We start from the raw sequence: 25,372 nt of genomic DNA, 5'->3' as shown, positions 1-25,372 counted from the left end.
ATATTGGAAACTTCTAAATGGCGGATAAATTTATTGAACCTTTTACTAAGACGGTACCACATTATCTTAAATATCGACCTTCTTATCCGATAGAAATACTGGATTTGCTCGTGAGTAAATGTGATTTAAACAAAAAAAGTGTCATTGCAGATATAGGTTCTGGTACGGGATTTCTGGCTAAATTATTTCTCGCTTATGGCAATAAAGTGTACGGTGTTGAACCTAATCAAGCAATGAGAGAAGCGGGAGAGGATTATTTAGCACAATATTCTCAATTTCACTCAATTTTCGGTACAGCTGAAGCAACTCATTTAGAGAATGCGAGTGTTGATTTTATAACTGTTGGCACTGCTTTTCACTGGTTTGATATGGAAAAAACCAAACGAGAATTTAAACGAATTGCCAAACCTAAGGCCTGGGTAGTGTTGGTCTGGAATGTTCGAGATGTCCAATCTCCGCTTATATGCGATTATGAAAGTTTATTGTTAAAGTATGGCAATGATTATGCTAGTTCTAATGCTAAAAAATTAGATAAAGTGGCTATGGATAGTTTTTTTAAGGGCCATACTATAAAAACTGCATCATTTAGAAACGTTCAGCAATTTGATTGGGAAGGATTTCAAGGCAGATTACTATCCATGTCATTTATTCCAGGGCCTGAGCATGCAAAATATAAGGCTATGATAGAACAATTAAATAATATTTTTTTAAAACATGAAAAAAATGGAATAATTGAATTTTTATATAAGACAAATTTATATTTTTCCCATATCTAAAGTATGTATGTTAACACTACCACCTTTGTCTCTATATATTCATTTCCCTTGGTGTATACGAAAATGTCCTTATTGTGATTTTAATTCCCATACTTTACTAACTGATTTGCCAGAAATAAATTATGTAAACATGTTGCTTTTAGATGTAGAGCAAGATCTCGATAATCTGCACGATCGACCGATCACCAGTATTTTTATGGGTGGAGGTACTCCCAGTTTATTTTCACCCGCTACGCTTAAGTATTTGCTGGTAGAACTAGCCCAACGTTTAGAATTTTCTGATGCTATCGAAATTACCTTGGAAGCCAATCCGGGTACCGTAGAATATCAACGTTTTTATGGTTATCGTGAAGCAGGTATTAATCGACTTTCATTAGGCATACAAAGTTTTTCTACTGAAAAATTGAAAATCCTTGGTCGTATTCATGATGGAAATGAAGCGATTAAAGCCGTCTCAGCAGCTAAAACAGCAGGATTTACCAATATCAATCTCGATCTGATGCATGGTTTGCCGAACCAGACTGTAATAGAAGGTCTGGAGGATTTGCAGATTGCTTTTTCGTTGGAGCCGACGCATATTTCTTGGTATCAGTTGACTATTGAACCGAATACTCGATTTTATCAAAGACCACCGCAATTACCACTAGAAGAAACGATGGGAGAATTACAGGATCGAGGAGAAGAAATTTTTAAACAAAAAGCATATAAGCACTATGAAATTTCTGCTTTCAGTAAAGATAGATACAATTGCTTACACAATCTTAATTATTGGCAGTTTGGTGATTATATAGGCATTGGGGCAGGCGCGCACAGTAAAATAACTGATAACAAAAAAAGGACTATAAGGCGTGTTTGGAAGCAAAAGAATCCAAAAGCATATTTAGCACAAAAAAATCTTTTTTTAGCTGAAGAAAAATTTATTTTACCTGAAGAATTGCCTTTCGAATTTATGATAAATGCATTAAGACTGTATCAAAAAATTCCAGTAGAATTATTTCAGCAGCGAACAGGATTATCTTTATCAACTATTCAACCTATTTTACACAAAGCGCAGCAACAAGGTTTGCTGAATTATGATGGGTTTGAAATGGAAACGACAGAATTTGGTAAACGGTTTTATAATGATTTGCTTGCTATGTTTATGAATGATTAAACTTTACTCTTTGGGTTTACATTTTTGTCTGTGTTGTCACTCAATTTGCACTCCTTCATGGTTCTTAAATACATTCCGGTTGCTTACTTTCATGATACCTTGCCAAAAATCTATTGCTGTGAGTATGTATAAATTAAAGTGTACGAAAAACCAGATCCCAGATTGAATGACCTAATTCTTGACCGCGTTTTTCAAATTTAGTCATTGGCCTTGTGGATGGTCTGGGTGTGAATTGATTTTTCTCAACCGTATTTTGCCATTCAGACGCACTTTCCATGATTTTTAACATATGTTGAGCATAATCTTGCCAATCTGTGGCAAGATGTAATTTGCCATTTAATTTAAGTTTTTCATATAATAACGCAATAAATTTTTCTTGTATTAATCGTCGTTTATGATGCCGAGTTTTCGGCCAAGGATCTGGAAAAAAAATTTGCACTAAATCTAAGCTATGTTTAGGGAAGGAATGAGCTAAAATTTCTGTGGCATCGGCATAAAAAACTTTAATATTGTTAAGTTTAAGTTTTTCGATTTGTTTTAATATTAATGCGATTCCAGGACGATGAACTTCAATTCCGAAATAATTATTTTCTGGATACTGTAATGCTTGTTGCAACAAACTATCACCCATACCAAAACCGATTTCTAGTATGGTGTAGGCTTCTCGCTGAAATAGGTTTTTAAAATCTAATTTGGATAATATTTTTTGATTAGATAAAGACGAAAAAGCCAGCTGTTGACTTTTGCTTAATTTTTTTTGACGATGCACAAAGCTACGTATCGGTCTTAGAAATTTATTCATGGGTAATGAGATTATGTGTTCAGCATGAGAGAGAGTTCTTTGACTAAGGATTCAATACCCATCGCGACTTCTTTAATTGAGCGGGCTAACATATAAGCCGGCGTGCTGATTAATTTATGGGTTTTATCCACGACACAATCTGTAGCAGCACATGGAATATGTTGAGCACCCAACTTTTCTAATATCTCTGCAGTAGCTTTATCATTGCCTATGGTTATTTTAATACCAGTTGGGTAAAGTTTTGGGGCTAAAACGGGTGCAATACAAATAAATCCAGCAGGTTTTTTTGTTTCTATCATCGCTTTAGCAAATTTAAAAACATCCTCTTGTATGGAATAATTTTCTTTATTCAAACCAAAATTACACAGATTTAATGCGGCACCAAAACCACCTGGAAAGATCATAGCGGTATAGTCATCAGGGTTGGCAGAGGCAATATCTTTAATTTTTCCACGTGCAATGCGCGCGGACTCTTCCAGTATATTTCTTTCAACATGTCCCTGGGTTTTACCATCGGCCATATTGACTACACGGGTTTGAGATATATTCGGAGCCAAACATTGATAAGGTAATTCAGCACGGTCTAAAGCTAATAAGCTAAGTACAGATTCATGGATCTCACTGCCATCTAAGGCGCCACATCCGGATAAAATTACTGCGATCTTTTGCTTTTGCATTGCTTTTCCTCTCCAGAACCGTTATAAATTTGGCCTATTATTATAGTAATAGGGCCATTTCTCAACCCCTATCCAAAATAGGCAGTGATAAGCATGTCGATCATTCAAGCTAAGTCCAATAAAGGAAGCTGGTGCTTTGATTTAATCTTACTAGCAGTGGGTATTGGTTTAGTATTCAGTTTATTTTTAGGAACAAGGCCGCTGAGTGTACCTGATGAAGGTAGGTACGCTGAAATTCCACGCGAAATGTTGGTTGTACATGATTTTGTAACTCCTCATCTGAACGGGGTCAAATATTTTGAAAAGCCACCCTTGTTCTACTGGTTACAGGCCGGTGCAATTAAAGTTTTAAATCCATGGATTACCCAAGCAGAATATGCATTGAATAGATCTAAAACAAATCATTATTTTGCACCTATCAGTGAGTGGACGGTTCGTTTACCTAACGCTATTGTGGCCTTATTAGGAAGCTTGTTAGTTTATGCAGCGGGTCGAGTTCTTTTTGAAAGACGAGCGGGGCTATTAAGCGCTGTTATTCTTGCCTCTAGTCTTCTATATTTTGCATTAGCACGAATGGTAACGCTGGATATGACCTTATCGGTCTGTTTATCTGGAAGTTTGTTAGCTTTTTTAGTTGCCAGCAATCAATCACCAAGTTTAGGCCGTCGTTTTTTATTTTATACTGCTTATATGCTTGCTGGGCTAGCAGTACTCACTAAAGGGCTTATCGGCATCATATTTCCAGCTATGATTATTGGGCTTTGGGTCTTATTATCTAATCAATGGCGTTTACTGAAAGAATGTTATCTTCCGAGTGGAATTTTATTATTTTTATTAATAGTTTTGCCATGGCATATTTTAGTGCAGTCTAGGAATCCTGAATTTTTTCAATTCTATTTTATTGATCAACAATTTTTACGTTACTCCACTTTAATAGCACAACGTTACCAACCCGATTGGTTTTTTATTCCAATTTTTATTGCTGGTTTTTTACCTTGGGTATGTTTTTTGCCTCAAGCCATAGTCACTCACTTCCCCCGAAATTGGCAACAATTTAAAGAAAAAAATAATTATATTTTTCTTTTACTCTGGATAGGGACAATTTTTCTTTTCTTTTCCTTTTCACATTCTAAATTAATTCCATATATTTTACCTATTTTTCCTGGTTTGGCTTTGTTAACCGGCCATTATCTTTCTACTCATTGGCAGCGTTTCAATGATATTAAATGGGGATATATAACTGTACCTTTGGTATGGTTAGGTTTAGGAATTGTAGGTCTTTTATGTTTAGTAAATGATCCTTCTATAACGCTCTCTCAAACTGCAAAGCTTTTTTTAATAACAAGCTATAGCGTTTTTCTATTAAATAGTATAGTGGCGAGTTGTTTTGTTTTACATAGAAAACCTAAAATGGCGTTTGCAACCTTAACAATAGGAAGTGTGATTAGCTTTCTGATTGTTTCTATCAGTATTCCCCAGCTCGATACGCGATCTATAAAACCTTTAGTTGCAACTCTCAAACCTTTATTAAAAGCAAATGATAAAGTAGTGGCGTACTATGATTATTATCAAGATTTACCTTTTTATTTAAATCAACGGGTATTTGCAGTGAATGTCGGTGGGGAGTTATCCTTTGGTATGCAACATCAGGATACCGATGCTTGGATGTTAAAAGATGCTAATTTTTGGCCTATTTGGAATAGTCTTGGGCACGTTTACATGGTAACTAATAAAGAAATATATCAACGATTTAAACAATCAAAAAATCCGAAAATTTATTTGCTTGCACAGACTGATCAAGATGTTTTATTAAGTAATCATCCAATGATGTAATACTAATGATTAAAGAGGACAAAGAAAAAATGAATAAACCTTATATTAGTGTGGTTATTCCTGTTTATAATGAGTCTGAAAACCTAGAGCAGTTATATCAACGCTTAATTTCAAGTTTAGATAAATTAGGTGAGACTTACGAGATCATTTTAGTAAACGATGGTAGTCAGGATGATTCTTATGATCGACTTAATGAATTACAAAAAAGACGACCAGAACAAATTCGAATTATTCATTTTAATGGTAATTTTGGTCAGCATATGGCTTTAATGGCAGGTTTAGAGCGGGTAAGAGGAGAAATTATTATTACCTTAGACGCTGATCTGCAAAATCCACCCGAAGAAATCTATCATTTGATAAAACTTATTGAAGAGGGTCATGATTATGTGGGTGGAATAAGGAAAAATCGACAAGATACTTTTTTCCGACGTTATGCCTCTATATTAAATAATTGGTTACGCTATAAAATGACTAAGATTCGTTTAAGTGATCAAGGGTGTATGTTAAGAGCTTATCGACGTTCACTCGTTGATTTGATGGTAGCGAGCAAGGAAACTTCTTTATTTATTCCAGCACAAGCCTATAGGCTTTCTATATCGCCTACCGAAATTGAAGTCGGACACGATGCTCGCAAGTCGGGTGAGTCTAAATATAACCTTTACCGCTTGTTACGTTTAAATTTTGATTGGATGACTAGTTTTACATTATTACCCTTACAGATTTTTACCATGCTGGGATTGTTTATTTCCATTTTAAGCAGTTTTTTTGTTGTATATTTGCTTTTACGGCGGATTATTATCGGTCCAGAAGTGGAAGGTGTGTTTACGTTGTTTGCGATAGTTTTTTTTATAATGGGTATAATGCTGATGGGTTTAGGTATTATGGGGGAATATATTGGACGTATTTATCAAGAAGTACGTCATCGCCCCCGCTATGTTATTAGAAAGATTGTTGATGAGACGAATGAAAAGTAAGTATAACAAATGCATTTTTAACACAAGTAGTAAAATATGAGTTTAAAAGTATTAATTCTTGGGATCAATGGCTTTATTGGCAGCAGTCTATTGGAACATTGTTTAGGAAAAACAGATTGGCAGCTAATTGGATTGGATTTAAGCGAAAACAAAATCAGTGAGTTCCTTAAACACCCACGACTCACCTTTAAAAAAGGTGACTTAAATCATGAAATAGTATGGATCGAACAACAGATTCAACAGTGTGATGTGGTACTTCCTTTAGTTGCAATCGCCACGCCGGCAAGTTATGTAAAGAATCCCTTAGGTATTTTTGAACTTGATTTTGAAGCCAATTTAAAAATTATTCGTTTGTGCGTTAAACATCAAAAACGTATAGTTTTTCCCTCGACTTCTGAAGTATATGGTATGTGCACTGATGAAGCATTTGATGAAGAAACGAGTAATTTTGTGCTGGGGCCCATTAATAAACCACGTTGGATATATTCTTGCAGCAAACAACTACTAGATAGAGTGATTCATGCTTATGGTCTAAAGAATGAATTAAGCTATACGCTTTTTAGACCATTCAATTGGTTAGGCCCTAAGCTTGATGATCCACATAATCCTAAGCCAGGAAGCTCACGAGTTGTCAGTCAATTTATTGGAAATATATTACGTGGGGAAGCCATTCAATTAGTGAATGGAGGACAACAACGACGTAGCTTTATTGATATTGACGACGGGATAGGATGCTTATTAAAAATCATTGCAAATAAAGATGGATGTGCAGAACAAACTATTTTTAACATTGGTAATCCTGCAAACGATATTTCTATCCGTGAACTCGCCGAATTATTATTAAAGTTAATTAAAACTTACCCAGATTATGCAAATTATGTTGCACGAGTAGAATTACAGACTATAAATTCAGATAATTATTATGGAAAAGGTTATCAAGATGTGGAACGTCGTATGCCATCGATTAAACGTGCGCAACAACAGCTTGATTGGCAACCACATATAGATATAAAAACTAGCTTGAAGAAGATTTTAGATTTTTATTTATTAAATTAATTCGATTTAATATAGTATTTAGAAAATTATTGTCTAATGCTGTTTTGGTTCTTAAACACCAAAGTCTGGCATCAACAAAACCTACGCATTTTACTGCATCTTTCTCAGTCATTATAACAATAGCATCATCCCCGTAATTGAAATCGCGCGGTTTAAATAGATAATGATCGGGGAAGGGGTGCTCAATAATATTAAGACCTAGTTTACGTAAGGTCTTGAAAAATTGATCGGGATTTCCTATCCCTGCCACTGCATGCACTTTTTTTCCAAGAAAAAATTCTTTCGACTGTTTATTTTTAGTTTGAATAAGTTGGTAAAAATAATCTGGAATCAAACATAGTTTAAATTCGTTGGTTTGAGGGATTTCTTTGCTGATTACAAAATCCACTGAATTTAAGCGTGAAACGGGTTCACGTAAGGGCCCTGCAGGTAAACAAAAGTTATTCCCAAAACGCCTTTCACCATCAACGACAACAATTTCTATATCTCTACCTAAGCTTAAGTGCTGTAGACCATCATCACTAATGACAATGTTGCAATTGGAACGTTTCAGTAAACTCTTAGCGCCGCGACTGCGATCAGGATCGATCATGGTGGGACATCCAGTATGTCGAGCAATTAAAATAGGTTCATCACCCACTTCACGAGCATTACTGTTTTGATGTACTAAGCAGGGAAAATGCTTGGTGTTACCGCCATAACCACGACTGATAATACCTGGCCGCCAACCTTTTTCTTTTAAAAAAAGCGCTAATGCGATGACAACCGGTGTTTTACCTGTTCCTCCAATGGTAATATTTCCAACGACGATAACGGGTATTGAGAGGTAATTTATTTTTAAAAAATGGAACTGATAAAATTTACGGCGTAAAAAAATAAAAATACGGTAAATAAATGATAATGGCCAAAGCAAATAGGCCAAAAAATTTTTTTTCTGCCAAATTTTTAACATTATTTTTTTGTGATTAATGACGTAATGCTTCGCTTTTTCTTAAGTAACTTATAATAACGAATTAGAGGAGTTAGTAGATTAATTAACAGAACAGTAGCGGTTGAGAGGTAGGCTATCCATAAATAAAAACGATAATCTTTCATTGTAACTTCCTGTTATTCTATCTGTTGTAGCATAACATAATCTGGAGCAGCTTGCTTATAATCATTACCAATAATTTTTAATTCGCAGCGATTTGCTGCATGAGTGGTTTGAATTACTTGATGGGTTTTATTTAAGGCTAAACGGAAAGCAGTTAAAGCGTTGTGAGTTAACAAAAAATGACCTAAATACAGCGCTGAAAAAAGATCCCCACTGCCGTTGATCATTGCAGGTATGCTGGGAGTAGAAATTGTAGCGCACCATTGTCCTTGTTTGCTTGAAAGAAAAGCGGTAAGTTTGTTCGAGTTTGATATCGATTTTTCTTTTAAATTTAGGCTAGTTATGATGAGAATAAGTATTCCTTGATTATGAAAAAAATGCGCAGCTTGTTTTAAATCATTTAAATTATTAATTTTTTTTCCGTATAAATATTCCGCTTCAAAATGATTGGGTGTAATAATGCTAGCAATGGATAAAATTTGGGTACGAAAGAAATCGGGAATATCCGGTTTAACAAAACAGGCTTTACCATTCGGCGTAGCCATAACGGGATCACATAGATAAATGAGTTTAGGATTGGCTTGTTGAAATTGTTGTACGGTTTCAACAATAACGCGGCCAATTTCTTTATCACCAATATAACCAGATAAAATCGCATTGCATTGTTTTGCTAAATTTAAGGAAACTAAACCCTGTATGACGGCACGAACCTGCTCAGCAGTGCAAATATCACCTTGCCAATGACCATAGCCAGTATGGTTGGAAAATTGCACTGTATTAACGGGCCACACATCAAATCCCAGCGCTTGTAAGGGGAAAGTCGCCGCTTTGTTACCCACATAACCATAACTGACATGGGATTGTATCGATAAAATATTCATTAGACCTCTAAGCAAAAGCCTAGTCGTTTGTTTATCCTCTTGCAAATGTGGTGCCCCAGGCCGGATTCGAACCGGCGACCTGTCCCTTAGGAGGGGACCGCGCTTTCCAACTGTGCCACCGGGGCTGTATGAATCGTATTATACGCCGAGACTTTAATTTGCGAATCAATAAATTTATTAGTTTAATAATTAAATATTTATTTTTTTTAAATTTGTAATATCAATTTGATCCTAAGATTTTTTAGAATGTCCTGTGACTGTGATAAGAAGTGCAAAAATTGCCTAATAATGCCATAATGTCGCGCTAAATAAATTTTAAGGTTTAGCATGTCATGTCTATAGAAAAGAAACATTTTACCACTCACCGATTGTATCCTTGGTTAGTCATTGCTCTAGCTGCCGCATTTTTATTTTATAAATACATTTTACAAGTCTCTCCCAGCATCATGACCGAGGACCTGATGCGTGTATTTCAGATACAAGGTACCGGTTTAGGTAATTTAGCGGCGAGTTTTTTTTATTCATTTTTGATAGCTCAACTTTTTGTGGGTGTTTTACTCGACCGTTATAGTCCGCGTTTATTAACTGCAATAGCTATTTTGATATGTGCGGCCGGAATTTATATTTTCTCTAAGGCACATAACTTAAATATAGCAACTTGGGCTAGGGCATTAATGGGCGTTGGAGCGGCTTTTGCTACAGTTAGTTATATGAAGATGACTAGCCTTTGGTTCAAACCCAATCAATTTGCATTTGTTGGTGGTTTGTTGGCTACAGCAGCGATGTTAGGTGCAGTTGCAGGCCAGGTGCCATTGTCCTTTGCGGTTAGTGTTTTGGGTTGGCGACAGAGTTTGTATTTGTGTGCTGTGAGTGGACTTATTTTAGCGATTTTATTTTATTTAATTGTGCGTGACAACCCGGCTGGAGCAGTCAGCGAAACTGGAATAAATGAAAAATTTTCGTTTCATGATGTGTGGATGGTATTGAATAATAAACAAAACTGGTTAATTACGTTTTATAGTGGATTGGCTTTTTCACCCATCGATAGTTTTGCCGGACTTTGGTGTATTCCTTTCCTAAAAGAAACTTATCAGGTTTCTCATACACAAGCAGCTTTTTTGGCTTCTTTTATTTTTTTAGGTTTAGCCTTTGGCAGTCCATTAATAGGTTTATGGTCGGATCGGATAAACAAACGACGTCCGGTAATGTTGATTAATGCTTTTGTAGCTTTAGTTTGCATGACCTTGATTATCTATATGAATTTTCCACTTTGGTTGTTGGGAGTTTTGTTATTTATATTTGGATTTAGCACTGGTGCATTTATGCTAGGTTTTGCATTGGGAAGAGAATTAAATAAAATAACTGTTGCAGCGACAATAATCGCCTTAATAAATACCGGCGATATTATTGTCAGTGCGTTAACTCAGCCATTGATAGGAAAATTATTAGATGGCCACTGGCATGGCAAATTGATATCAGGCGTGCATTACTTTTCAACTATTGAATACCGGCATGCATTAAGTATATTACCCATTTATCTTCTATTATCTCTAATTTTGTTATTTTTTATTCGGGAATCGAACTCACAACAATTAGTGATATAAATATCGATTATTATGGACCAGCTGGATTAAGTTGATCGATAACCGTGGTTTTATAGTCAGATTGCATAATTGGTAAATTTCGAAAATCCTGTAGCACCTTCATGCAAGGGATAGTTTGGTTTTTACTTTCAGCTATTTGCGCTTCTTGGGTGATGCGTTGATAAACCAAAGAAGCGGCTGCTTGATCAGAAGGATCACTCGATAACTTATTTAGGGCTTCGTTTATTCTTGCAGAAAAATCTCCTAAATTCTGGCCGCAAGCCTGAGCGATACCGGCTATAGCACCCGCTTGTCTAGCAAACTCGATAGCTTTACTTTGTGGGTTGCTGAATGTTGCAGAAGGAGCGTTGCCATTAGTAGGGGGAACATTGGCTAATACACTCGCACTGATACCTAATAGCAGAATAAAACCTAATATTTTTTTTTGTATGGTAAGCATATTTTTAGTTCTAGTTAATAGAATAAGGCAGTTCTAAAAGGTCTATTAATGGACCTTCAGGACTCCCTAGACTGATACTATGGGAAATAGCTTGAGTTTGCAAACATGCCAAGGCTTGGTAACAATTACGCAATTCTTTAGCGCACATAATCAGAGTGCCTTTTTCGATCTTTTGATTACTGTCAAATAGAGGGGTGCCTGGTAAGGGTGGATTATCAGCTTGAAAGCTTACTCGATAAAGGCGACTTTTGGATTTTCCTAGATAATGTGTTCGAGCGATGATTTCTTGACCTATATAACAACCTTTGTTAAAGCTCACGCCGTTTATCTGTGGGAAGTTCAGTTGATGTGGTGTAAATTGACTACTGGTTTCGGGATAAATGGTCGGAATGCCAGCAATGATATCTAGTAAGTGCCAGTGATCAATATTCTGTAGCTCAAGCGCCTCGATAAACCCAATGGGTTCAGAAGTAGGCACTAGCAAAATAATGCGCGGCGCAAGTCCTGGAATAGATAAACTTAGCTTATTATTAAACTCTGTAACTTCATTTTCCTTTGCTATGTATAATTTCTGATCATTTAGTAAATCTTTTAAAAAAGGGCCATAAAGTCCAATTTTTTGCCAATCTTTACTGACATCCGTTAACGTTATTTTTGAAAAAACCGCATACTTTTGTAAGGAGGCTAATAAAAGCGGCAGCATATTGAGCGGCAATAACAAGTAATAATTATTTTGGTAAAAAAATAAACGAAAACTAGCAATTACGCGCCCTTTGACATCACAATGTGCACCTAATCGGCTTTGTTCTGCACTGATTTCCTCCAAATCACAAGTCAATTGACCTTGTAAGAATTGCTTGGCGTCTTTGCCACTGATTCGAATAAGCCCAAGATCGATGAGATCAATGCTGTTATTTTTACCAATTATTTTTTCGAACATAAAAACCCAGCCTTATTCGTTAAATCAGCAAATATTCACTAGAATAAATTAACGATTATAAATTATTACCAGTATTTATATAAGCGACCTAAGCAGGTAGTTGATTAAATAAAAAACGCATAGAAAAAACCATAAAAAGCTTTAGGTCTTAGGGGGGGGTATGCGTTGTTTTATTAAATTTTCAATCAGTATTTTGCTTTTTTTAGTTTTCCAGGATGTAATGGGTGTAACTATAAATAACACCTTAGGGGTTATGGCGACCGTCGGTGGTGGAGCAAATTGTACATTTGGTTCTGTTTCAAATATGAGATTTCCTAATTATTATTCATTAAGTTTTAATCCGGATTATGCGACAGGTACAGTTACAATAAACTGTATACCTAATTTAGCCTATGATATAGGGATTGACAGGGGGCAAGGTGTAGGTGCAACAGAAAATCATCGGCTGTTAACCAAACAAGGTGGAAATCAACTATTAAATTACGGTCTTTTCCAAGATGCAGGTCATCAACATAGCTATGGAACAGTAATTGGCCAAAATACTTTGCATCAAATAGCAACTGGATCTGCCGAAGTGATTACTATTTATGGGGAAATTCCTAGCAATCAAGCGGTGACGGCAGGTGCCTATTTAGATCGAGTGACCCTATTTGTAACATTTTAATATCAACTAAGTAATTATGTGATTATTTTATAGGCTAGAGTTAAGTTAATTTAAACTTGATCACTTTAACAAAGCATTATATTCTCTTCTTGTGCTGTAGGATCTTCATTTGATAAGGAAATCGATTATGTTTAGAGCACAAAATGCTTTTTTTTTATTGTTAATTATATTTTTCAATCCAGTTGCATTTGCTGCGACAGTAACGGCAAATTTACCCGTTAACGCAACAGTGAATGCAACTTGTATCTTTGGTAATATTACTTCGGTAAACTTTGGTAACTATTCGGGAGCTCAAAACGATGCGACGGGTAGCATCGAGGTGACTTGTAATAATGGTACTGCATATACCATTGGTTTAAATGCCGGAACAGGTAGTGGGGCAACTATTACTAACAGGGTTATGACAGGAACACCTTCGGGAACACTTGGCTATAGACTTTTTCAAGATCCAGCGCGCACAATAAATTGGGGAAATACTCCGCCCACTGATACAGTAAATTTGACAGGTAATGGAGTGGTTCAATTATCTACAGTCTATGGGCGAATAGCTGCCGGTGCAGTTCCTGCGACAGGTAGTTATAATGACACTGTACTAATAACCGTTACTTACTGACATTATTCTGTTTAAAGTATCCTGACGAACATATAAATGGTACTTATTATGCTAATTGATTTATTAATTAAACGCTCAATAGTTATTTATTTATAAAAAGGATTGTAAGGGATCAATTAAAAATGAAAATAAAGTACTATATTGCTAGGTTTGGCATTCTAGCTATTCTGGTTATACCTATCGTTAATGCTAACGTTTTAGAAGTTACGCCTGTTCAGCTTTCTTTATCTCCTAGTCAAAGGATAGGTGTGCTTAAAGTAACGAATCGAAGTGATGAAAGTAGTATATTACAATTAAGTTTATTTGACTGGAATCAAAGTCCTAAGGGTAAAGATATTTATAAGATTTCTCACGATATCTTACTTACACCACCATTATTTGTCTTACCTGCACATAAAACCCAGATTATTCGTTTTGCTTTAAGACATCCTACTTACAACACAGTGCAAAAAACTTATCGAATGCATTTGAAAGAAGTGCAGCCACCAAGACAAAAAAAATTAGGCCAAACGTTGTATTTTTTAATGGATATCTCTATCCCTTTATTTATACAGCCGTTGCATAGGGTTGAGAATGCAGTTTGGTCAATCAAAATTTTAGATGCACATCATATAAAATTGAATTTATATAATGATGGCAATATTTCTTTATTTGTAAATCAATGGCAATTATTGTCTGATCAGCCGCAAGAACACTTCATGAAAAAGCATTCAACTTTTACATACGTTTTACCACGTAGTTCTTATTCTTGGATAGTTAAAGACGATTCTAATATTAATTATACGGATATTCAGTCAAATATTAATGGACACTGTAAAAAATCAGTTTTGCATAGGATTTAAATTTTTATTAATTGTATGTTTTATAATTTTTTCTTTAATCAGCGTCGATAGTTACGCAAAGCTAGGAAGAAAATCTTCAATAAAACAAGTACCCAAGGAAAAAGCTAAAATTTCAGTAATTCCTTTATTGCTTGAAATAAAGCTTAATGGGACATTATTGCCTGGCGTAGTACAGTGTTATAAAGATCCATCCGGTCATATCTGGATTGAAGAAAATGATTTACGCCAATGGCAAATGCAATTTAATTCTCACTCTCCTTTAAATTATCATCGATATCATTTATATAAACTAGATTGGTATCCTAGCCTTCATTATCAATTAGATCAGTATGCGATGCAGCTAACTTTATCTGCGCCTCCAGAATTATTTGCTATTCAAACCTTTGATCCTTTTAGTAAACGTTTAGGCGCGTTACGTCCAAAAGATCCTGGCGCCTATCTCAATTATGACGCGGTAGCCTTAAGAAATAATTATCCTGGAATTAATCAAACTAATCTTTCGGCATTAATGGGTTTAGGATTATTTAATCGTTTGGGCGTTGGAACTGCAGATGTACTTGCCTATAACAAATACGCAAATAATATTACGCTTTTAACGAATCAATCCAGTAAATTAGTGCGATTAAATACCACCTGGACTTTAGATCAGCCGGAAAAAATTGCACGTTGGCGCTTTGGTGATGCTATAACGGGCTCGACTTATTGGAGTGGGGCATCACGTTTTGCTGGTATTCAATACGCGACAAATTTTAATACACAACCTAATTTAGTGACGTTTCCACTACCTGGATATCAAGGGGAAGCCGCTATTCCCAGTACGGTAGATGTTTTTGTGAATAGTGTTTTAAACCAACAGCAAATAGTTAACAACGGCCCTTATATATTTAATAATATTCCGGTTATTTCTGGAGCGGGTGATGTGAATGTGGTTACACAAGATTTGCTCGGTCGTAGCAAAGTGGTGAGTTTTTCTTATTACGCCAGTCCGCAATTGCTGAAACCCAATTTAGTTGATTTTTCCTATGAAGCAGGATTTGTACGCGATAATTATGGTGTGAATAGCAATGATTATGGACGTTTTTTAGCTGTAGCGACTTATCAACGTGGCATTACGGACAACTTAACCTTAGGTGGGCACGCCGAAGTATTGTTTGATCAGCAAACTTTAGGCTTCTCTGCTAATTATTTATTAAATAACTATGGTGTGGCGTCTGTTGCTGTGGCAGGGGGACACAATAATGCAGGTGGTGGAGGTTTGTTAGGTTTAGGTTTTATTCGTCAGGGTCCAAAACTGAGTTATGGTTTTAATACTAGCTTAACCACTTTAAATTTTATTCAACTTGGCACACAGCCTAATACCTCACCCCCGAGTGTCGTGAATCAATTATTCTTAGGTTACAGCTTAGAAAATTATGGATCATTGAGTACCAGTTTTACCATGGTAAACAGCCGCAATTTTAATACCGAGAATGGAATATCTAACACCCCGACAGCGCGATTATTGACAGCTACTTATACACATAATTTATTTAAAAATATTTCTCTAAGTTTGGGTTTTGTCGGAGATTTACGAAACTCACAAACAAATCAAGCATTTCTCACTCTAGTTTTTGCCCCTGATGTTAATTATTACGTTAATAATTCAACCACTTGGCAAAATCATCAAGTACAAGATCTGTTGCAATTTACTAAACCAGTCCCTCTAGGTAAGGGTTATGGTTATAACATTCTGGCAAGTAATAACAGTAATCGTTATGCAGGTGCTGATATGACAGTACAAACTGAAATTGGTGCATACACTGCGCGCTTAGGCCAAGGTCGAGGACAAGCTAGTTATGAAGTGGATGCAAGCGGCAGTGCTATATATTTTGCAGGCGATGGCTTTTTAGCACGTAAACTCACACAAAGTTTTGCTTTAGTGAAGGTTCCTGACTTCCCCAGTGTGGATGTCTATTATGAAAATCAATTAATGGGTAAAACAGATAGAAATGGTAATTTATTAATTACAGAATTATTACCCTATCAAGAAAATACCGTCGAAATAGAGCCTACCACACTACCATTAGATACGCAGATTGATGTTACTCATCAAACTGTTATTCCTTACTTTAATAGTGGAGTGTTAGCAGAATTCTCGGTTAAACGTATGCAAGGTATAGATTTACATTTAAAAGCACCGAACGGTAAGTTTGTCGCTGTTGGAGCAGAACTTATTTTAAATAATGAAAATTCTTGTGAAAATTATCCTGTAGGGTATGACGGAGAGGTTTATATTTCTGAAATAAAAGGTCATCTATTAGAGGGCTCGGTTAATTGGGAAAATCATGTTTATTATTTTTCAGTCCCACTACCTTATACCAACGACCCAATTATCGAATTAGGAGATGTGCAGTGTTATTAAAAAAAACTAAACGATATTGGTCGTTGATTATTTTATTTTTCTATAATTTTTATAGTCCTGCTGTTTATGCTACCTGTGCTGGACTTGGTTGTTCATGTTCAGTTGCAACCACAGCAGTCACGTTTGGTACTTATGTCCCTACAGCTCAAAAAACGGCTAATGGCAATGTGGCAGTTACGTGTTCTGCGCTAGTAATATATAGCGCTGCCTATGTGATTAGTATGGCTAAGGGTAATAGTACAACTTACACACCACGGTTCATGAATCTGCTAGGGGTACATTTAAATTATAATTTATATACTACTGGGGCATTTACTTCGATTTGGGGTGATGCAACTGGAGGTACAGTGACAGTAAGTGACTCCTATACCTCAATAGGTTTGTCAACTACCAGAAATTATACGGTTTTTGGCCGAATTCCTGTTTCGCAATTTGTCAATACCGGTACTTATACAGACGCGGTTTTAGTAACAGTCACCTATTAAATCCTTCATACAAGTTTTCTGGATAATAAGTCATTCCTCTATTAGGCTTAATAGGGGAAGTGGGCTAAAAATATTCCAAAAAAGCATGAAATGGATATTTTTTGCACTTATTCGAACTAAATTATAAAAATTGTAATATTTTTTAGTTTCTTCCTTTAATTTTACAGTAAATAAATGGATTAATTTTCTGGAATACTGGCCATCTGATGGACAGAAGGGGGTTAATCATGCGTTGGTTATTTAATTTATGTGTGGGTTCGTTATTGGTAATAAGTACAAGTCCAGGATTTTCGGCAATCGGTGGTGATGATACTTCAATGTTGGTTTCGGTCAATGTCGTGGGTGGGTGTATTATTCGTGCTACACCCTTAGTATTTGGTTTATATAATCCTAATTCGTCGATTCCAACTAATTCAACAGCACGTCTCAAGGTGCTATGTACCTTAAATACACCTTATTACGTTACACTTGATCAAGGTGCAAATTATGGAGCGACGACAAGATTACGTAGGATGTCTGGACCGGAGCATTCATCCATTAAATATCTTTTAACTCAAAACCCAACACATACGGTAAATTGGGGTAATGTTGTTGGAGTTGATGCGCATTTTGGAGTGGGTAATGGTCTGAAGCAAAATCTAGTAGTGTATGGGCAGATACCAGCTAAACAAAATGTTGGAATAGGTTCGTATAGAGATGTAGTCAATATAGGAATTGTTTTTTAACTATAAAATTAACCAAACAATTGCTTATCGATTAAGTCACATAAGCAATGGATAATTAATAAATGTGTTTCCTGTATTCGCGCCGTCGATGTACCTTGCACGCGAATTTCAATATCAGTGGAGCTTAATAATCCTGCTAAAGCTCCTCCTTCTTTCCCAGTAAGGGCAATAATTTTTAGATCTCTGCTTTGAGCGGCTTCGCAGGCTTTTAATATATTTTCTGAGTTACCGCTAGTTGAAATAATAAATAAAATATCTCCTGCTTGTCCTAAAGCTCTGATCTGTTTAGCAAAAATTTCGCTATAGCTATAGTCATTTGCAATAGAGGTAATCGTTGAAGTATCGGTAGTTAAGGCGATTGCAGGTAGACTGGGACGTTCGGTTTCAAAGCGGTTAATCATCTCGGAAGCAAAATGTTGTGAATCAGCTGCCGAACCGCCATTACCACAAACCAAAATTTTATTATTATTCAGGAAACATTCAACAAATAATTGACTGGCTGCCAAAATAATTTCAGGTAGAGTTTCTGCGGCATCCGTTTTTGTGCGTATGCTTTCAGAAAAATGGGTCTTAATTCGTGTTAATAGATTCATAGCTTACCTAGAGAATGCGTTTTTTATCCATTCTACTTGAGCAGAGTCCAGTTTGGAAATACTCCCTATTTTTTGTGGTAAAGGTTTAACTCCCACAACATCAAAACGACAAGCCATTTGTTCAGATAGTTGTTGGGATAATAGGTAGTATTCTGCAGTTTTGATGATTTTATTCTGTTTAATCAAATTGACTGATTCTAAACTACTGCCAAAGTTGAGATGTTGTCGATAGCGCACTTCTATGAAGATCAATGTAGATTGATCTTGCATAATCAAATCAATTTCTCCTAAGCGACAAGCAAAATTACGGGCGATTAGTTTTAGTTTTTGCTTTCGTAAATAATCACAAACTAAGTTTTCGATTTGATTACCTAATTTTTTTGAATTGATTGATATAAACATTAATCGAGAGGGACTATATTTCCATTACGAAATTGTGCACAAGGTAATTGGCGAACGATACGATGTTGACTATTTAATGAAAGTATTCCTGTAGTACCTGGTAGTGTTTGTCGTGTAGATTGCTTTAGGAATTCTAGCTGCTGAATAATATGGAATGCATCAATGCCTAAGGCATAATATTTACTGTTTCGATTAAAACGTTCAGAGGAAGCGGATTTTAGTTGTTGGTAAAGATTAGGTTCTATGCTGTTGTTAGCAAGCGACCAGGGAGCAGCGCAGAAAATAACTTGATTCAGATCTTTGTCAAACCGCTGTGCATGAGTACCGCTATAAATTGATGCAGTAGCATAAACGGGTATATCGCCCGCAAAAAAGAATTTTAGTAAAGGTTTGACTTGACGGCCTATTTGCGGACTACTCGCCAAGAAAATTACATCAAAATCGCTACGTCTATCGTGTGGACGTTTAAAATGTAGAAAATTCCTCATTTGTCTGGTTATATCAGCAGGATTTTCCGACAATGCAAGTTGACCAACAACGGTTCCTCCTAAAGCTTGCCATTGCTGTGCGAATGCTTCACCAATCTGAGATCCCCAATTGCCATTGGCAGTCATAATGAGTGCAGAACGTTTACCACTTTGCCAAGCATGCTGTGTTGCCTGTTGAGCTTCATCGATAGGGGATAAACCAAATTGGTATAACTCAGGGGGTGTACTAATATCAGCATTTAAATAGTTCAGCGCTAAAATCGGTATGCTGGTTTGAAAACTGGCAATGCTTTGTACCTCGGGTTTGAGTAATGGGCCGACAATTATTTGCGCATTTTTTGCAATGGCTGTGGTATAAGCCACTTGTATGGAAGATTCAACACTGGTGTCTATTAGTATAATACGCGGTGATGATCCATTTTCTTCAGCGGCGGCTAAAAAACCTTGTTTCACTGACTGGCCAATATTAGCTAAAGGACCTTGTAGCGGTAGAAGCAAAGCAATAGGTTGAATTACATTATTGCTAGGGACTGCTGGAGCAGATAGAGCAGAATTTTGACTGTTCGATAGTAGTACTGGACTAGGCACACGGCTAGAATTGCTAGCACAAGCTACAAGACCTAAACTTATCAATAATAAGCTTATGGTTAAAAATAATCGCTTCATTAATGAAAAAGACACATTCTTTCCAGTCAAATTTTAAACGACACAGTTAATAATAGTTTATTCTAATACTTTTACGCAATGCTTCAGAAAATTTTGCTTAACCGGTACTCTTTTATGAATAAACCTCCTCCGCCCGATAAAGAGGATCTTGAGTTTTTCAAAGAAGCAATGTCAGGTGTAAAACCTACAAAATCATTCCCTGCAAAAGTTAAATCAAAAAAAAATATTTTTGAGGCTGAAAAAACAAAATTAATTAATTTAAAAGATGATAAGCAACAAATCTCCCTATCACTTTTTGATCCGACTGAGTTAACAATAGGATCAGAGGGTCGACTATTTTTTAGTCGACCAGGATTGCAAAATAAGCGCATTAAACAATTTATACGTGGGGAGATACGTCAATCTGATTATCTTGATTTGCATCAAATGACAGTGGAGCAGGCGCGAAGCGCGGTGCTTAATTTTTTGTTACAAAGTCGAGAACAAAGTTATAGTTGTGTGAGAATAATTCCTGGAAAAGGAAAACTTTTGCAAGGAGGAGGAGCCAAACTGAAGAATTATGTTAATTGTTGGTTGATGCAAATTCCTTGGGTGTTAGCATTTTCTTCCGCTCAACCACGAGATGGTGGCGCAGGAGCATTGTATGTCCTATTACGCCGAATTCGTCACGTAAAATGAATATATATACTCACAGCAATTGGATTTTTGGCAAGTGCCGCGAAGAAAATTGCGAGTTGAGCAGTAACGCAGGCAAAAATTCAAGTGCGAAGAGTATTTTTATTTTACGGTTAGTTTGGCATAACTTGCCACCAACCATTTTGTACCTGCTTGATTAAATTTTATTTGTAAACGTGTATGTTCACCACGTCCTTCGGCATCAATTAATGTTCCTTCACCAAACGCAGGATGCGTGACAGTCTGCCCAATGCGTAATCCGGTATCACCTATCATCGAATCACGAGTGGAATTTTTTGAGGGCTTTAATGCTTGCGTAGGTCTGATGACTGAGGTCCGTAAACGCACTTCTTCTAATAACTCTTTAGGAATTTCGGAAATAAATCGAGAAGGTCGATGATGACTTTCGGTGCCATGTAAACGTCTAACTTCAGCATAGCTAAGAAATAATTTACGCATTGCACGCGTCATGCCAACATAACAGAGTCGGCGTTCTTCTTCTAAGCGACCAGGTTCTTCATGGGACATATGATGCGGGAACAATCCTTCTTCCATTCCACATAAAAATACCCACGGAAATTCCAAACCTTTAGCAGAATGTAATGTCATTAATTGTACAGATTCTTGCTGGTCATTGGCTTGATGTTCACCTGCTTCCAATGCAACATGCGCAAGAAAGGCAGATAAAATAGAAACACTACTGTCTTCAGGAACAAATTGTCTAGTAGCATTGATTAATTCTTCAAGATTTTCAATGCGCGCTTGGCCACGTTCCCCTTTTTCTTTTTTATAATGATTAAATAAACCAGAACTATAGAGAACTTGTTCGGTTTGTTCTGCTAGGCTTAGGTTTTTAGTATCTTCATCTATTTTATCGATCAATTGGATAAAAAGAGTTAATGCATTGGCTGCACGTGCAGATAAGGTTGGCGTAGTTAATAAATGTTGAGCGGCTTGCCATAGAGAGATAGCTTGAGAGCGTGCTTCCATACGTAGTGTTTGTAAGGTTTGATCGCCAATCCCTCGTGTTGGCGTATTGACGACGCGCTCGAAAGCCGGATCATCATTTCGATTTGCAATTAAACGTAAATACGATAAGGCGTCTTTGATTTCAGCACGTTCGAAAAAGCGCAATCCACCGTAAATGCGATAAGGAATTTGAGCTGAAATTAAGGCTTCTTCAAGTACACGTGATTGTGCGTTAGATCGATACAAAATAGCAATTTCATTCGCCACTACTTCTTTCTTTAATCCTTGTTTTATTTGATTAACGATAAAACGCGCTTCATCTAAATCGTTAAAAGCACCATAAAGTGATATAAGATCACCTTGACCACCACTGCTCCAAAGCTTTTTACCTAAACGACCATCGTTGTGCGTTATTAAGGCATTAGAAGCGGCTAAAATTACTCCAGTTGAACGATAATTTTGTTCGAGGCGAATCATCTGGTTTTCTGGAAAATCGCGCGTAAAATCTTGAATGTTTTTTACACGAGCGCCACGCCATCCATAAATAGATTGGTCATCATCGCCAACTATCATTAAATAGTTTTTTCCGCTAGTTAATAATTTTAACCAAGCGTATTGAATGGTATTAGTGTCTTGAAACTCATCAACCAAAATATATCGAAAACGTTCTTGATAATGGTGTAAAATATCTGGGTTTTTAATAAAAAGTTCATAACTACTTAAAATTAATTCTGCAAAATCGATAACACCATTTCGAATACAAATCTCTTCATAAGTTTGGTAGATACGAACTAAGGTTTTGGTGTATGGATCATGAGCGTTAGCGACTTGATGAGATCGAATTCCTTCATCCTTTTGTTGATTAATAAACCATTGCACTTTTTTCGGGGCCCATTGCGCTTCATCAAGATTCAAGCTGACCAAAATTCGTTTAATTACACGATATTGATCATCACTATCTAATATTTGAAACGCTTGGGGTAAGCCTGCTGCTTCCCAATGTTGGCGTAATAAGCGGTGAGCAAGTCCATGAAATGTGCCCACCCACATCATCCGCATAGGGATATCGAGTAAATTTTCTAAACGTTGGCGCATTTCTCCAGCGGCTTTGTTAGTAAAAGTGACGGCAAGAATATTATGTGGAGATATATTTTCCACATTGATTAGCCAGGCAATACGATGGACTAACACGCGTGTTTTGCCGCTACCGGCTCCAGCTAATACCAACAAATGTGTTAGCGGGGCAGCAACGACTTGTTGTTGTGCCTCATTTAATGATTCTAATAAGGGATGATTAGGATTAGACATAGACGGGGATTGTAACGAAATTTCTAACTTTCTGCATGATTTATTTTTTCAGATGAAAAATAGGAAGATAAGATTCTTTGGAATTCTAGATAATATCTAAAGCTTAATCGTTTTTATTATATTTATTTCAGATATTTGTTAAATTTGTAATTTTATTTTATTTTTATCTCGAAGGATTAATAAGCTTAAATTATTAGATGGTGTAGCATTTAATAATTCTCTAATTTTTTTAATGTCTAAATTATTAACATTAATATTATTAATTTGAAGTAAAATATCCCCATTTAATAATTGGTAGGGAGCAATATTAGCTGGATTGTTATAACGAAATTCCAGCTGATCATTATAATAAGCTAATGAAAAATAACGTAAGAATTTTTTATCATTTTGAGTAAATTTAGTAGCGTTGTAACAAAATTGCATTTTACTAGGGATAAAAATATAATTATCAAAGCGTGAAAAAAAATCAAACCCTAATTTGTTTATATTATTTTTAGTTACATGGATCTTGAAGTTTCCTACGGGCATCTGATCAAAAAATAAACAGTCAATTAAGTAAGTTTCATTGGTGTTTAATCCACTTGCTGAAGCTCCAACAATATTTTTTTGATCCAAAGTTAGTTTGCACATTTTTGAGTTTTCCCAAAAGCTCAAAAGCTCTTTAGAGATTATGGTATCATCCGCACCAGTATCTACGTTTATAGATGCAGAATTCCATTGATCAGATTTATTTTTATTATTTAATATTAATAAAGGAGATTGGGCGTAAGCATCTTCGTAGGGAACACAATTTTGATAATTAATTTTGGTTGGCGCCTGCTTCCATATAGCTACAGTTTTGGTTTTATTATTAATAGCCCAGTTTAATTGACGAAAAACCTCTACACCTAAAATACCATCTATTTTTTGACCAATAGCTTGACTAAATAATGTTAAATCTAATCCAATCCAAGGATCGTGGCCCAATATAGTGTAAGTTCCTATTTCTATTGGTAAAGGACGCCACAATTTAAAATTATTTAATTTATCATTTGTAGTAATTAAGCCAGCAGTAAGAAATTGATGAAAATAAAGAGGAATATCTTCTTTTGGTGTAGCTAATGTTAATAGCGATGCGAGCTTATTATCTATTGCTGAATAACTAGCTCCCGTATCTAATAAAAAAGAATAACGTTTATTTTTAATAATAACAGGTAAGACAATTCCATTGGCAGATAATGGAGTTACAAGTATCAGATTAGTATTGTGTTCTAGTTTTTTTGAGGGCTGACAAGCTGTAAGTAGGATTACAATTGTGCTTATTAAACAGCGGTAAATATAAGAAATTTGCATTTATACTTTTTTATTAATTTCTAATGAAAATTAGATTAATTTTAACACATAATCTTCACTTGCTAAGGTGTTATTTATTATTTTTTTTTGTTGTAAAAATAACATAAATTTTTTGTAAGCATTTTTGTTGAAATTAATTGGATGAGGTGCAATATAGGGTAGCGTAGCTTGCCAGATCTGATGATTTAACTGATTGTTTAGGGCAGGGTGGTTTTTTGCAAATATTAGCCAGCTTTTTTCTGGGTTACTCAGTAAGTAGAGTGTTGCTTCATTAAGTGCTGTCAAAAATTTAATAATACGTGGATCAGATAATTTTTTTTTATTGGCGATGATAATTAATTCATCATAAGTTGGAATTCTAGCTAGCTCGACGGGAAAGATTTTTACCGCTTGATGAGCAAACTGCATTTGTAAAGGTTCTACGTTGCGCATTACATTAATAACAGCATCGACGCGATTGCTTAAAAGTGCTTGCGTCAAATCGTATTGTACATTAATTGTTTGTACGTCACTCATTCGTAAATGTGCTTTTTCTAATAAGGCATTTAACATTAGCGTTCCTTCAACATGCGATGTATAAGCGATACGTTTGCCTTTTAAATCGGCAAGCTGATGAATAGCCCCATCTTTTTTTACAATCAAACAATTTAAAGGTTGGTTTATTAGAGTGGCTATGCGTATTAAAGGTAAACCTTTTGCAGCTTGTACCATTAATTGCGGTTGATAACTAACGGCCAAATCAGCATGGCCTGCTGCCACCAGTTTAGGGCCATCATCTGGATTGCTAGGCGCAATAATATTAACTTGTAATCCTTCGCGGGCAAAGAATCCTTGTTCTTCTGCGATAAAAATGGCTGCATGATTGGGATTAACCAACCAATCTAGAACCAATGTTAAAGGCTTAGCCGCAATATTATTGTTAAATAACAAAATACTTATTAGAAGAATGATTTTTTTTTGTATTTGCATAAATAAATATTT

General features: G+C 35.8%; 26 protein-coding genes and 1 tRNA gene. 13 read left to right on the top strand and 14 right to left on the bottom strand.

The features are described from left to right. Positions 1 to 17: 17 nt before the first annotated feature. Together AAHI99_RS06285 and hemW are read left to right on the top strand one after the other, a co-directional pair. Positions 18 to 776, top strand: coding sequence for a class I SAM-dependent methyltransferase (locus AAHI99_RS06285; RefSeq protein WP_342227429.1), 759 nt, complete (start codon positions 18 to 20; stop codon positions 774 to 776). A 7-nt stretch (positions 777 to 783) separates the two neighbouring features. Continuing rightward, positions 784 to 1,929 carry a radical SAM family heme chaperone HemW gene (hemW, locus tag AAHI99_RS06280; RefSeq protein WP_342227428.1) on the top strand — a complete coding sequence of 382 codons (1,146 nt, stop codon included), beginning with the start codon at positions 784 to 786 and terminating at the stop codon, positions 1,927 to 1,929. Between the two features lie 133 nt (positions 1,930 to 2,062). Here the strand turns inward: hemW and trmB are convergent, their stop codons facing one another. Then, positions 2,063 to 2,731 (bottom strand): tRNA (guanosine(46)-N7)-methyltransferase TrmB, encoded by a 669-nt coding sequence (trmB, locus tag AAHI99_RS06275; protein ID WP_342227427.1) that lies wholly within the window; start codon positions 2,729 to 2,731, stop codon positions 2,063 to 2,065. Positions 2,732 to 2,742: 11 nt separating this feature from the next. Next, on the bottom strand, positions 2,743 to 3,408 hold the full coding sequence (gene elbB, locus AAHI99_RS06270; RefSeq protein WP_342227426.1) for an isoprenoid biosynthesis glyoxalase ElbB: 666 nt from the start codon (positions 3,406 to 3,408) through the stop codon (positions 2,743 to 2,745). A gap of 93 nt (positions 3,409 to 3,501) precedes the next feature. Here elbB and AAHI99_RS06265 point away from each other — a divergent pair, with 93 nt between their 5' ends. From AAHI99_RS06265 to AAHI99_RS06255, 3 genes are read left to right on the top strand one after another with little or no spacing between them, the layout of a single operon-like run. Continuing rightward, on the top strand, positions 3,502 to 5,241 hold the full coding sequence (locus tag AAHI99_RS06265) for a glycosyltransferase family 39 protein (RefSeq protein WP_342227425.1): 1,740 nt from the start codon (positions 3,502 to 3,504) through the stop codon (positions 5,239 to 5,241). 29 nt (positions 5,242 to 5,270) lie between these two features. Next, positions 5,271 to 6,215, top strand: a complete 945-nt coding sequence (locus AAHI99_RS06260; RefSeq protein WP_342227424.1) for a glycosyltransferase — start codon at positions 5,271 to 5,273, stop codon at positions 6,213 to 6,215. Between the two features lie 36 nt (positions 6,216 to 6,251). Beyond that, entirely contained in the window at positions 6,252 to 7,271 is a 1,020-nt protein-coding gene (locus AAHI99_RS06255; protein WP_342227423.1) for a bifunctional UDP-4-keto-pentose/UDP-xylose synthase, read from the top strand. Here the strand turns inward: AAHI99_RS06255 and lpxK are convergent. From lpxK to AAHI99_RS06240, 4 genes are all read right to left on the bottom strand, one after another. After that, on the bottom strand, positions 7,231 to 8,193 hold the full coding sequence (lpxK, locus tag AAHI99_RS06250) for a tetraacyldisaccharide 4'-kinase (RefSeq protein ID WP_342227422.1): 963 nt from the start codon (positions 8,191 to 8,193) through the stop codon (positions 7,231 to 7,233). The two genes, AAHI99_RS06255 and lpxK, sit on opposite strands and share 41 nt — an antisense overlap. Before the next feature lie 29 nt (positions 8,194 to 8,222). Beyond that, on the bottom strand, positions 8,223 to 8,366 hold the full coding sequence (ccmD, locus tag AAHI99_RS07620; RefSeq protein WP_425288714.1) for a heme exporter protein CcmD: 144 nt from the start codon (positions 8,364 to 8,366) through the stop codon (positions 8,223 to 8,225). Positions 8,367 to 8,378: 12 nt separating this feature from the next. Continuing rightward, positions 8,379 to 9,245, bottom strand: a complete 867-nt coding sequence (gene pdxY, locus AAHI99_RS06245) for a pyridoxal kinase PdxY (protein WP_342227421.1) — start codon at positions 9,243 to 9,245, stop codon at positions 8,379 to 8,381. Positions 9,246 to 9,293: 48 nt separating this feature from the next. Continuing rightward, positions 9,294 to 9,370 (bottom strand) — tRNA-Arg (locus tag AAHI99_RS06240). Between the two features lie 207 nt (positions 9,371 to 9,577). Here AAHI99_RS06240 and AAHI99_RS06235 point away from each other — a divergent pair. Then, positions 9,578 to 10,849 (top strand): MFS transporter, encoded by a 1,272-nt coding sequence (locus AAHI99_RS06235; RefSeq protein WP_342227420.1) that lies wholly within the window; start codon positions 9,578 to 9,580, stop codon positions 10,847 to 10,849. Between the two features lie 10 nt (positions 10,850 to 10,859). Here the strand turns inward: AAHI99_RS06235 and AAHI99_RS06230 are convergent, their stop codons facing one another. Beyond that, positions 10,860 to 11,288 carry a hypothetical protein gene (locus AAHI99_RS06230; RefSeq protein WP_342227419.1) on the bottom strand — a complete coding sequence of 143 codons (429 nt, stop codon included), beginning with the start codon at positions 11,286 to 11,288 and terminating at the stop codon, positions 10,860 to 10,862. A gap of 10 nt (positions 11,289 to 11,298) precedes the next feature. Then, positions 11,299 to 12,228, bottom strand: coding sequence for a hypothetical protein (locus AAHI99_RS06225; protein WP_342227418.1), 930 nt, complete (start codon positions 12,226 to 12,228; stop codon positions 11,299 to 11,301). 160 nt (positions 12,229 to 12,388) lie between these two features. Here AAHI99_RS06225 and AAHI99_RS06220 point away from each other — a divergent pair, with 160 nt between their 5' ends. The 6 genes from AAHI99_RS06220 to AAHI99_RS06195 all read left to right on the top strand — a co-directional run bounded on the left by AAHI99_RS06220 (position 12,389) and on the right by AAHI99_RS06195 (position 17,958). Continuing rightward, positions 12,389 to 12,892 (top strand): spore coat U domain-containing protein, encoded by a 504-nt coding sequence (locus AAHI99_RS06220; protein ID WP_342227417.1) that lies wholly within the window; start codon positions 12,389 to 12,391, stop codon positions 12,890 to 12,892. 127 nt (positions 12,893 to 13,019) lie between these two features. Beyond that, the gene (locus AAHI99_RS06215) at positions 13,020 to 13,505 is read left to right on the top strand and encodes a spore coat U domain-containing protein (RefSeq protein ID WP_342227416.1); all 486 of its coding nucleotides are present in this window, start codon (positions 13,020 to 13,022) and stop codon (positions 13,503 to 13,505) included. 122 nt (positions 13,506 to 13,627) lie between these two features. Then, entirely contained in the window at positions 13,628 to 14,347 is a 720-nt protein-coding gene (locus AAHI99_RS06210; protein WP_342227415.1) for a fimbrial biogenesis chaperone, read from the top strand. After that, positions 14,310 to 16,748, top strand: coding sequence for a fimbria/pilus outer membrane usher protein (locus tag AAHI99_RS06205; protein ID WP_342227414.1), 2,439 nt, complete (start codon positions 14,310 to 14,312; stop codon positions 16,746 to 16,748). The genes AAHI99_RS06210 and AAHI99_RS06205 overlap by 38 nt, the downstream gene beginning before the upstream one ends. After that, positions 16,739 to 17,233, top strand: a complete 495-nt coding sequence (locus AAHI99_RS06200) for a spore coat protein U domain-containing protein (protein ID WP_342227413.1) — start codon at positions 16,739 to 16,741, stop codon at positions 17,231 to 17,233. The genes AAHI99_RS06205 and AAHI99_RS06200 overlap by 10 nt, the downstream gene beginning before the upstream one ends. A 227-nt stretch (positions 17,234 to 17,460) precedes the next feature. Continuing rightward, positions 17,461 to 17,958, top strand: coding sequence for a spore coat U domain-containing protein (locus AAHI99_RS06195; RefSeq protein ID WP_342227412.1), 498 nt, complete (start codon positions 17,461 to 17,463; stop codon positions 17,956 to 17,958). Between the two features lie 8 nt (positions 17,959 to 17,966). Here the strand turns inward: AAHI99_RS06195 and AAHI99_RS06190 are convergent, their stop codons facing one another. Genes AAHI99_RS06190 through AAHI99_RS06180 form a run of 3 tightly spaced genes read right to left on the bottom strand, consistent with a single transcriptional unit; the run spans position 17,967 to position 20,122 of the window. After that, positions 17,967 to 18,551 carry a phosphoheptose isomerase gene (locus AAHI99_RS06190; RefSeq protein ID WP_342227411.1) on the bottom strand — a complete coding sequence of 195 codons (585 nt, stop codon included), beginning with the start codon at positions 18,549 to 18,551 and terminating at the stop codon, positions 17,967 to 17,969. Positions 18,552 to 18,554: 3 nt separating this feature from the next. Beyond that, positions 18,555 to 18,953, bottom strand: a complete 399-nt coding sequence (locus AAHI99_RS06185) for a YraN family protein (protein WP_342227410.1) — start codon at positions 18,951 to 18,953, stop codon at positions 18,555 to 18,557. Then, a complete protein-coding gene (locus tag AAHI99_RS06180) occupies positions 18,953 to 20,122 on the bottom strand; it encodes a penicillin-binding protein activator (RefSeq protein ID WP_342227409.1) in 1,170 nt (389 codons plus the stop codon). Before AAHI99_RS06180 ends, AAHI99_RS06185 begins: the two co-directional genes overlap by 1 nt. A 99-nt stretch (positions 20,123 to 20,221) precedes the next feature. On the opposite strand from AAHI99_RS06180, the gene AAHI99_RS06175 reads away from it, so the two are divergent. Then, positions 20,222 to 20,785: a Smr/MutS family protein gene (locus tag AAHI99_RS06175; protein WP_342227408.1), complete on the top strand. Its 564-nt coding sequence runs from the start codon at positions 20,222 to 20,224 to the stop codon at positions 20,783 to 20,785. 99 nt (positions 20,786 to 20,884) lie between these two features. On the opposite strand, the gene uvrD is transcribed toward AAHI99_RS06175, so the two are convergent. From uvrD to AAHI99_RS06160, 3 genes are all read right to left on the bottom strand, one after another. Then, positions 20,885 to 23,059: a DNA helicase II gene (gene uvrD, locus AAHI99_RS06170; protein ID WP_342227407.1), complete on the bottom strand. Its 2,175-nt coding sequence runs from the start codon at positions 23,057 to 23,059 to the stop codon at positions 20,885 to 20,887. A 138-nt stretch (positions 23,060 to 23,197) separates the two neighbouring features. Further along, the gene (locus tag AAHI99_RS06165; RefSeq protein ID WP_342227406.1) at positions 23,198 to 24,391 is read right to left on the bottom strand and encodes an aspartyl protease family protein; all 1,194 of its coding nucleotides are present in this window, start codon (positions 24,389 to 24,391) and stop codon (positions 23,198 to 23,200) included. A gap of 30 nt (positions 24,392 to 24,421) precedes the next feature. Beyond that, positions 24,422 to 25,360 (bottom strand): ABC transporter substrate-binding protein, encoded by a 939-nt coding sequence (locus AAHI99_RS06160; RefSeq protein ID WP_342227405.1) that lies wholly within the window; start codon positions 25,358 to 25,360, stop codon positions 24,422 to 24,424. Between the last annotated feature and the right edge of the window lie 12 nt (positions 25,361 to 25,372).

The organism is Rickettsiella endosymbiont of Rhagonycha lignosa (assembly GCF_964031165.1).
In the GTDB taxonomy this organism is placed as follows: domain Bacteria; phylum Pseudomonadota; class Gammaproteobacteria; order Diplorickettsiales; family Diplorickettsiaceae; genus Aquirickettsiella.
The sequence above is the reverse complement of the archived record's forward strand: the minus strand, read 5'-3'. Positions and strand labels throughout refer to the sequence as shown.